The organism is uncultured Oscillibacter sp., assembly GCF_910584465.1.
Lineage (GTDB): Bacteria > Bacillota > Clostridia > Oscillospirales > Oscillospiraceae > Oscillibacter.
This window is the reverse complement of sequence record NZ_CAJUBK010000027.1, coordinates 22631-31095: the sequence shown is the minus strand read 5'-3', so window position 1 is coordinate 31095 and position 8465 is coordinate 22631. Positions and strand designations below refer to the sequence as shown.

The 8465-nt window shown below is 66.1% G+C and carries 10 protein-coding genes; 6 read left to right on the top strand and 4 right to left on the bottom strand.

Annotated elements, in window-relative coordinates; genetic code table 11:
- The 4 genes from QZ332_RS08015 to dcm form a co-directional block, all read right to left on the bottom strand.
- The coding region (locus QZ332_RS08015) for a substrate-binding domain-containing protein (protein ID WP_295764310.1) at positions 1–676 on the bottom strand (676 nt) is incomplete at its 3' end.
- A 344-nt stretch (positions 677–1020) separates the two neighbouring features.
- Positions 1021–1242 carry a hypothetical protein gene (locus QZ332_RS08010; protein ID WP_295764309.1) on the bottom strand — a complete coding sequence of 74 codons (222 nt, stop codon included), beginning with the start codon at positions 1240–1242 and terminating at the stop codon, positions 1021–1023.
- 207 nt (positions 1243–1449) lie between these two features.
- Entirely contained in the window at positions 1450–1599 is a 150-nt protein-coding gene (locus tag QZ332_RS08005) for a hypothetical protein (RefSeq protein ID WP_295764308.1), read from the bottom strand.
- Between the two features lie 327 nt (positions 1600–1926).
- Positions 1927–3150 (bottom strand): DNA (cytosine-5-)-methyltransferase, encoded by a 1224-nt coding sequence (dcm, locus tag QZ332_RS08000; protein ID WP_295764307.1) that lies wholly within the window; start codon positions 3148–3150, stop codon positions 1927–1929.
- 94 nt (positions 3151–3244) lie between these two features.
- Here dcm and QZ332_RS07995 point away from each other — a divergent pair, with 94 nt between their 5' ends.
- From QZ332_RS07995 to QZ332_RS07970, 6 genes are all read left to right on the top strand, one after another.
- The gene (locus QZ332_RS07995; RefSeq protein ID WP_295764306.1) at positions 3245–4672 is read left to right on the top strand and encodes a Sau3AI family type II restriction endonuclease; all 1428 of its coding nucleotides are present in this window, start codon (positions 3245–3247) and stop codon (positions 4670–4672) included.
- A 34-nt stretch (positions 4673–4706) separates the two neighbouring features.
- Complete coding sequence (locus tag QZ332_RS07990) at positions 4707–5183, top strand: very short patch repair endonuclease (protein WP_295764305.1); 477 nt, start codon at positions 4707–4709, stop codon at positions 5181–5183.
- Between the two features lie 221 nt (positions 5184–5404).
- Complete coding sequence (locus QZ332_RS07985) at positions 5405–5770, top strand: BlaI/MecI/CopY family transcriptional regulator (protein WP_295764304.1); 366 nt, start codon at positions 5405–5407, stop codon at positions 5768–5770.
- A gap of 2 nt (positions 5771–5772) precedes the next feature.
- Entirely contained in the window at positions 5773–7293 is a 1521-nt protein-coding gene (locus QZ332_RS07980) for a M56 family metallopeptidase (protein ID WP_295764303.1), read from the top strand.
- Positions 7247–7726: a hypothetical protein gene (locus tag QZ332_RS07975; protein WP_295764302.1), complete on the top strand. Its 480-nt coding sequence runs from the start codon at positions 7247–7249 to the stop codon at positions 7724–7726. Before QZ332_RS07980 ends, QZ332_RS07975 begins: the two co-directional genes overlap by 47 nt.
- Positions 7719–8312, top strand: coding sequence for a hypothetical protein (locus QZ332_RS07970; protein WP_295764301.1), 594 nt, complete (start codon positions 7719–7721; stop codon positions 8310–8312). Before QZ332_RS07975 ends, QZ332_RS07970 begins: the two co-directional genes overlap by 8 nt.
- Positions 8313–8465: the final 153 nt, after the last annotated feature.

Below are 8465 nucleotides of genomic sequence, written 5' to 3'. Positions count from 1 at the left end.
TCAGCTGCTCGACTTCCTTGCCGGCGTCGGTCAGGGCCTTGACGGAGTACTCGGTACGCAGCTGGGCGTCGATGTTCTCGGGGTCGCCCTGGACCATGATGTAGGAGATCTTGCCGTCGCCGTTGATATCGCCCTGGTTGGCGGTGTCGAGGATCAGCTCGCCCTGCATGGTGCCGGACTGAGCGGCCAGCGCGCCGACGTAGACCAGCTTGTCATAGACGGCCATCTGCTCGGCGGTGGGCTCGCGGTTGATCAGGACGGTGGGGATGCCGGCGGCCTTGACCGTGGCGATGATCTGGTCGGCGGCGGAGGTCATGACGGGGTTGATGATCAGCGCGTCCACACCCTGGGTGATGAAGGTGTTGATCTGTTCGTTCTGCTTGGCCTGGTCGTTGGCGCCGTCCACGGTGGTGACCTGATAGCCCTTGCCCTCCAGGATCTCCTGGAGCGCGTTCCGGTAGGTGGTCATGAAGGCGTCGGTGAACTGATAGATGCAAACGCCGATGGTGCCGCCGCCCTCAGGAGCGTCGGGGATGGTATCGGCGGGAGCGGGCTCGTTCTGCTGAGAGTCGGAGCCGGTGTCGGCGGGAGCGGAACCGCTGTCCTTGCCGCCGCAGGCGGTCAGCATGGCCAGCATCATAATGGCGGAAAGAAGCAAAGCAAGAGTCTTTTTCATCATAATTCCTCCGATCAAAATTTCGTGCCCCGAGGATGCCCTCAGACCACGGCTATCATTCTAGACGAACCGCCGTGAAAATGCGATAGAAAATTCTTGGAAGTTTTATCAAAAAACTTCAGTAAACAAGTGAGGGAGCTCTCACGAGCTCCCTCAGTGCCGAAAAATGGGAAGGCCCCGTCAACGGGAAGGACGGGTGTGTGCGGGAGACCCAGGAAGGGTCTCCTGCACGATCCAAATCAGGAAATCTCCAGGACTTTTTGAAAGTCCTGGAGATTTGCTCAGCCTGTCGAACAGGCGTTTCGACAGGCTGGAGGGAGCTCTCACGAGCTCCCTCCTCCTCTTCAGGCCATCTTCTTCACCAGGCGGTCCAGCGTCCTGGGGGCCAGGCCGTCTTCCGTGACCACCTTGGCCCGCTGGCCCACCAGGCCGAACAGCCCCAGCAGGGACCGGGCGTCCAGCATCACCGTGTCGGTGCTCAGCCAGACCTCGTAGGGGGCCGCGCAGGCCAGGCGGTTGATGCGGACGACCTGCTCTTCGCTCTTTATGTCAATGTCTCTTGTCATCGTGTGTTCCTCCTTATCGGGTATGCGGTGTCGAACGATCGCTCTCGATCCTCCTTGGGATCCTCCACATTCTAGCAACTGCGGCACGAGATGTCAACGCTGGTATTTATCAGAATTGCACAATAAAATATTTATATTTTTGTGCATAGTGCAATAATTTGGGGCGGCGGCAGTCGCCCTGCCGCCGTCCTGTGCCTGATGGAGCCCTTACAGATCGTCCGCGTCCTGCACCGGGACCTCATAGGGGTCCAGGGGCCGTCCGGTCCAACTCCCCATGGGGTCGGTCTTCGCGGCAGTGAATCGGGACATCTCCTTCGCCTTCTCCATCGGCTTGTCCGACTGGCGGCGTCCTTCCATAGCCGTCACCTCCTCTTCGATCGGATATCGCGGTCCTTGAAATGCGTCCGGCCCTTTCCGGGCGCAGGGTCAGGACCCGTATCCATGACCGGGGGATGCCGGATGTGCGGGGATCTCTCCCGCCAGACAAGGAGTTCTTCCGCAGCCATACTGGCGTATGGCAAGGGAAGGCGACACGGTATGGCGGGGAAAAGACCGCTCAGACGGCGTTTGGCGGTCGTGGATACAGGTCCTCAGTATCCCCCGCCGGAGGCAGTCCCATCCGGCGGTCCATAGGCCCCGCGGGGGCAAAAACAGGGGACGCGCTATGCGCGTCCCCTGTTTAAATCATCGGATCTCCAGCAGCCGCTCCCCCATCTTCTCGATGAGCGGCACCACCAGCGCATTGCCCATGATGAAATACCGCTGGCGCTCCGGCATCCCGGTGTCGGTCCACCCATCCCGGAAGCCGTTGATGCGCTCGCACTCCAGGGGGGTCAGCTTCCGCTTCCGCCCGGTGAGCGGGTCCAGGATGATGTGGGTGCTCCGGTTCGCTCCGCCCTCGCTGGTGAGCATCGTCCGGGCGGGCTTGTCCAGCGGATCCGGGAAGGCGATGGGCCCCTCGGAAAACGTGTACTCATAGCCGGTGGCCTTGGACACGCGGGGGATCTTCTTCGCCCCTTTCATGGTCTCCCACTTCTTCATCTCGTCCGCGGGGATGAAATAGCGCTCGTCCACCTGCCCCCGCTCCACCAGGGAGGCCAGGGGCCTCGGCGGCACGCACTTCGGGGACACCTGCTCGGACCAGATCTTCCCGCCGGCCATGATCCCCGCGTTGTGGAACGCCGCCGCGAAATGGTCCGTCACATCCACCAGATCCTGAAACTCCGTGATGTCCGCGCTGCTGGAGCGGCGTCCCTCCTCCCGCTCCACCGGGAAAGCCGGGGCAAAAAACCCGTCCGCCTCCAGCCAGGCGCTGCCGCCCTCCTCCAGGTCGAGCCGGCGGAGCCGGCGGTAGAACTTCGTATGCTTCTTGGCGGCGAAGATGAAGACGCGGCGGCGGCGCTGGGCGTTCCCGTAATCGGCGGCGTTGATGACGCGCCACTCCACCACATATCCCTCGTCCTGCAAACAGCGCAGGATGATGCCGAAGTCCCTCCCCCGCTGCTTGGCCGGGGACTTGAGCAGCCGGTCCACGTTCTCCAGCAGGATATACTTCGGGTGCCGCAGCCTGACGACGTCGTAGATGGACCACCACAGCACGCCCTTCTGCCCCTCGATGCCCTGCGCCCCGGTATGGGCCACGGAGTAGTCCTGGCAGGGGAAGCCGCCCACCAGCAGGTCGTGGGGCGGGACCCGGCCGATCACCTGGGCGATATCCTCGTTGACGCAGCGCGCCTTCTCCCGGAACCTCTCCATGTAGCATTTATAAGCCCACTGGCCCGCCTGTCCGGGCTCCCATTGATTGGCCCAAACGGTCTTGAAACGGGGAGACGCGTCTTCCAGCCCGACGCGGAACCCACCGACTCCGGCAAAAAGCTCGACAACGGGGATGCTTTTCCCTTTTGCCACTTTTCGATCCCTCCGCTCCCTGCTATAATGGATGCCAGTATACCACACTTCCCGGGAAAGATCAAGTGGTAATTTCGCAGAAAGTGGTGAGGATATGAAGGGCACGAGATATCGGACGCCGGCGGACGTCCTGCGGCGCGCGCAGGAGGCGGTCGGCATCCCTCTGAAAAACATCGACCGCTCGGGCCGCCTGGCGACGGGGAAGGGCGCGGTGGGGACGGTCATCGAGGAGGGCTGGTTCGGCTACCGGCCCAACCCCGACTCCGAGCCGGACTTCCCGGAGGCGGGGGTGGAGCTGAAAGTGACCCCCTACCTGCATACGGACAAGGGCATCCGGGCCAAGGAGCGGCTGGTCTGCGATCTCATCAACTATATGACCGAATATAAAAAGACCTTCGAGACCAGCGATTTCTGGCACAAATGCTCCACGCTGCTCCTCATGTCCTATGAGCACCGCCCGGACGTCCCCAAGGGCGAGTTCACGATCGACCGGGCCGTGCTCTTCCGCTTCCCGGAGGAGGACCGCGCCATCATCCAGCGGGACTGGGAGACGATCATGGACAAGGTCCGCCGGGGAGAGGCCCATCTGCTCTCCGAGGGCGACACGCTCTATCTGGCCGCGTGCACGAAGGGGAAGAACGCCTCCAGCACCCGCGCCCAGCCCTTCTCGCCGGTCCCGGCGAAGCAGCGGGCCTATTCCCTCAAGCCGTCTTACATGACCCGGGTGCTCAATACCTACATTTTCGGGGACAAGCCCTGCGAGCAGGTCATCAAGGACTGGCGCCTGCTGGAGGAGCAGTCCTTCGAGGACTACATCCTCGAGAAGCTGCGCCCCTGGTTCGGATGGAGGCGGAAGGATCTGAAGCATCACTTCGGCGTCAAGGGCCATCCCAAGCACCTGAATCGGATCCTCCTCGGCAAAATGCTGGGGGTCGAGGGAGACGTCTCCCTCACGGAGGAATTCCAGAAGGCCAGCATCGTCCCGAAAACGGTCCGCATCCAGCACGACGGCCTTATCAAGCAGAGCATGTCGCTCCCGGCGTTCGATTTCATCGAGCTCAGCCAGGAGACCTGGGAGGAGTCCACCCTGCGGAACTTCCTGGCTCCCGCCCGGTTCCTCTTCGTCATCTTCCGCCAGGATGCGTCCGGGCATTTCATCTTCGATCGGATCCAGTTCTGGAACATCCCGGAGGACGACCTGGAAGAGGTGCACCGCGTGTGGGAGCGGACGGTCCGGACTATCCGGGACGGCGTCCGGCTCATCCCGACGCTGAACGGGGTCTACAACGATCTGCCCAAATATTCGGAAAGCTCTGTGGCCCACGTGCGGCCCCACGCAAGCCGCTCCTTCTACATCCTGGACCCGAGCCGCGCGTGGGAGACCCTTGGGTCGGGGACCCTGGCCGACGCCGCGCAGCTGCCGGACGGGCGGTGGATGACGAAGCAGAGCTTCTGGCTGAACAACACGTACATCCGAAAGCAGATCGAAGAAGCGGCGGAGGGGAGGCGTTTCGATCGATGACCGTCGTCCGCCGCCCCCCGGGGAGGTCCGCGCCATGAAGCACCCCCGGTTCGAAACGACGCCGGAGGTCTCCCGGAGGATGTCCCATGTCCACCTCAAGCGCGGGGCCGCGGAGACCCTGCTGGCGAAAGCCCTGTGGCACAAGGGATACCGCTACCGCCTCAACCACAGGGCCCTCCCGGGTTCACCGGACATCGCCCTCATGAAGTATCAGCTGGCCATCTTCGTCGACGGGGAGTTCTGGCACGGCTACGACTGGGAGCGGAAAAAGGAGAAGCTCCGGTCCAACCGCAGTTACTGGATCGAGAAGATCGAAGAGAACATCGCCCGGGACGCCCGGGACGAGGCGCGCCTGACGGCCATGGGCTGGACGGTCCTCCGGTTTTGGGAGAAGGACGTGAAGAAGGATCTGGACGCGTGCGTCCAGGCCGTGGAGGCTTCCATCCTGGAGACGATGGTCCGCCGGCGCTGGGACGTCCCCTGCCGCCCGCCCGAGCAGGAGGACCTGTAGCCGCCGCGAGCGCCGGACGCCGTCCGGACGGTCCTCCCCCCATGATACCGCCCTGCGCCGGTCTGCCCTGCCATATGCCGATGGCAGGGCAGACCCCCTTGTCCGGCAGGGGGATCCCCACCCATCCGGCGTCCCCGGGCATGGATGCAGCCCCTGAGGGTTGACAACGTCCTCCTACAGGTGTAGTATATAGGAAACTACACTTGTAGGAGGATAGCGTGATGGCGAACCTATCGGACCGGGAATGGACGGTGCTCTCGGCGCTGTGGGACAGCGGCGGGGACACCCTGGGCGGCTTGACGGAGACCCTGCGGCCGGAGACCGGCTGGAGCCGGAACACCGTGCTGACATACCTCACCCGGATGGAGGCCAAGGGGCTGGTCTCCATCGACAAGAGCGGCCACCCCCGCCTCTACCGGGCGGCCCTGGACCGGGCGGACTGCCAGGCCCAGGAGCGGGACTCCTTCCTGCGGCGGGTCTACCGGGGCTCCGCCAGGGACCTGGTGGCGGCGTTTTTGAAGGAGCAGGCCCTCTCCCCCGGGGAGCGGGACGACCTGCGCCGCCTCCTGGACGAGATGGAGGTGTAGCCGTGCGGGACTTCTGGAGCTTCCTTTTGCAGACCCTCACCGCCTCCGGCGCGGCGGCGCTGCTGCTGGTGGTGAAGGCCATGTTCCGCGACAAGCTGTCCCCCCGGTGGCAGTCCACCGTCTGGGGCGTGCTGGGGCTGGCGCTGCTGGTCCCGGCGGGGCTGGGCGGGCGGTATATCCTGTTCAACTGGCCCTGGCTGGTGGAGACGGTCCGCTCCGCCCTCACCGGGGAGTACGGGGCCTTGGCCCGGGTGACGGTCCCCGTCCCCCTGCCCCCTCCGGCGGCGCCCAGGACGGCGGCGGACTGGCTGTACCTGGTCTACGCGGCCGGCGTGCTCTTCTTCCTGGGCCGGTATCTCGTCTCCTACGTCCGCCTGCGGCGGGCCCTCCGGCGGGGGTCCCCGGCGGACGGCGCGCCCATCCGGGCCGCGGCGGGAAAGTACGGACTGCCCGTGTGCCCCGCCGTGGAGGTGGAGGGCCTGCCCTCCGCGTTCATCTGCGGCGTGGTCCGACCGGTGCTGGCCCTGCCCACCGGGGAGGCACCGGACGAGAAGGTCCTGCTCCACGAGCTGCTGCACCTCAAATACCACGACGCCGCCTGGGGGCTCCTCATCTGCTTTTTCCGGTGCCTCCACTGGTGCAGCCCCCTCCTGTGGCATTGCGCCGATCTGGCGGGGAACGACCTGGAGTCCCTCTGCGACCAGCGGGTCCTGGAGCGGCTGGAGGGCGAGGACCGGCGGGACTATGGCCGCATCCTCCTGCGCATGGCCAACGAGCGCTATGCCCGCGCGCCGGGGACCTCCTCCATGGCCAACGGCGGGAAGAACATCCGCCGCCGCGTGGAGGCCATCGCCCGGTTCAAGCGCTACCCCGCCGGGATGGCGCTGGTGTCCGTGTGCGTGGCGCTGGTGATGGCGCCGCCGCTGCTGCTGGGGAGCCATGCCCAGACCGTCCGGCCGGGCCGGGGCGGCTCCGCCGTCGGGACCGCCGCCGCCATGGCCTCCGCCCGGACCACGTGGTGCACCACCTATGCCGGGGCCCTGGACGCCTATGCCAAGGCGGTGCTGACGCAGGACATCCTAATACCGGGCCATGTGCGCCCCGCTGGAGGACCAGGCGGACCTGGCGGCGCAGCTCCGCCGGGGCGGGGAGCCCCGCTGGGACTGCGGCCTGGCGGAGGAGCCCTACGTCCACGGCGGCTATCAGATCTGCGACCTGGTCCCGGCGGGGGAGGACGCCCACGAGGGCCTGCTGGCCGTGGAGCTGACGGACGCGCCGGAGGGCGAGGCGTGGGACGGCACGGTCCAAAGCCGCTGGAGGGCCGTGCAGGCCCTCCGGGCGGAGAAGGAAGGGGGCCGCTGGGTGGTCCGGCCCCTGGAGGACATCCGTACGGTCCAGGGCGACGCCCGGAGCTTCGGAGATCTGGGACTGCCCTCCTTCCTCTACGAGGCGCAGTCCGGGGAGTTCACCCTCCGGATGCAGTTCCAGACCTCCAGCTGCATCGACAGCTATGTCCAGCATGACGGACTGACCGCCTTTTCCTCCCGCTCCTTCCTCACCACGCCTCAGCCCGGCGGGTCGTTCACCTCCGCGAAGTATTCGACCCACCTCACGGCGGTCTACCACGGCGACCCGGGGAAGCCGGGGATCCGCAGCGTGGGCGCGTCCTGCGCCCCCATGTCCTTCGGCGGGGAGCGCCCGGATCTGCGGGACCCGGGCGCGGAGGGCTCCGCCGGCTCCAGCTCCGGCGGAGAGGACTGGGCCACCGCCTCGGGCTTCAACTGGAAGCGGGACGGCAATGAGATCTTCCTGAGCGGCGGGGGCAGCGGCTTCTACGGGGAGGGGGCCGAGCCTTACCTCCCTCCCGACTGCTATGCCCTGGACTTCTATATCAACGGCGTAAAGGAGGCGGAGCTGACCCTCCTGCCCGTGGAAGGAGGCGGCCCCCATGGATGAGCGGAAGCGCCTGTATGACGGCCTCTCCTGCGCCGCCTGGGGCTACCTGTTCTTGTACCTGGATATCAACTTGGGGACGGTCAGCATCCTGCCCAGCTTCGCGGGCTGGCTGCTGTTCCTCTCCGCCATCGCCGCGCTGAAGGAGGAGCGGCGGGACCTGGGGCTCCTGCGTCCCCTGGGCCTCCTGCTGGCGGCCTGGACCGCGGCGGACTGGGGGGCCTCCTGGCTGGGGAGGGATATCGACGGGCTGTCCCCGCCCCTGGACCTGCTGGTGGCGGTGGCCCAGATGTACTTCCAATTCCAGTTCCTCACCGACCTGGCCGCGCTGGCGCTCACGCGCCTCCCGGAGCCCGACGGGGCATCGCTGAGCCGCCGGATGCTCCGGTGGCGGACCGTTCAGACCGTCCTCGTGACCGTTTTCGCGCTCGCCCCCTATCTGCCCGCCTGGATCCCCGAGAGCGCCGCCAAGGGCGTCGTCGTGGTCCTGGCCGTGGCGTACTGCATCCTGGCCTTCTTCCTGATGGCGGCGCTCTTCGCCCTGCGGGGCCATTTCAAGGGCGGCGCCCCGGACGCGCCCTCCGCCTGAGCGTTGGAGGGCCTCCCCGGGTCCTCCTGCACATGCCCTTCCTTTCCGTCGAGGAAGTCTCCTCTACTTTTTCGGCACTCCGAGCCGGCCTCCTCCCGGAGGCCGGCTCTTTTCCGGCCCTTCCCCCATCGGGCCCATCCGGAAATCTCTCTC

What these genes read in the sequence shown, in the direction of transcription:
- QZ332_RS08010 (WP_295764309.1), bottom strand. Translation starts at nt 1,242, where the DNA reads ATGACAAGAGACATTGACATAAAGAGCGAAGAGCAGGTCGTCCGCATC.
- QZ332_RS08005 (WP_295764308.1), bottom strand. Translation starts at nt 1,599, where the DNA reads ATGGAAGGACGCCGCCAGTCGGACAAGCCGATGGAGAAGGCGAAGGAG.
- QZ332_RS07995 (WP_295764306.1), top strand. Translation starts at nt 3,245, where the DNA reads ATGAAGGGCACGAGATATCGGACGCCGGCGGACGTCCTGCGGCGCGCG.
- QZ332_RS07990 (WP_295764305.1), top strand. Translation starts at nt 4,707, where the DNA reads ATGAAGCACCCCCGGTTCGAAACGACGCCGGAGGTCTCCCGGAGGATG.
- QZ332_RS07985 (WP_295764304.1), top strand. Translation starts at nt 5,405, where the DNA reads ATGGCGAACCTATCGGACCGGGAATGGACGGTGCTCTCGGCGCTGTGG.
- QZ332_RS07975 (WP_295764302.1), top strand. Translation starts at nt 7,247, where the DNA reads ATGCAGTTCCAGACCTCCAGCTGCATCGACAGCTATGTCCAGCATGAC.
- QZ332_RS07970 (WP_295764301.1), top strand. Translation starts at nt 7,719, where the DNA reads ATGGATGAGCGGAAGCGCCTGTATGACGGCCTCTCCTGCGCCGCCTGG.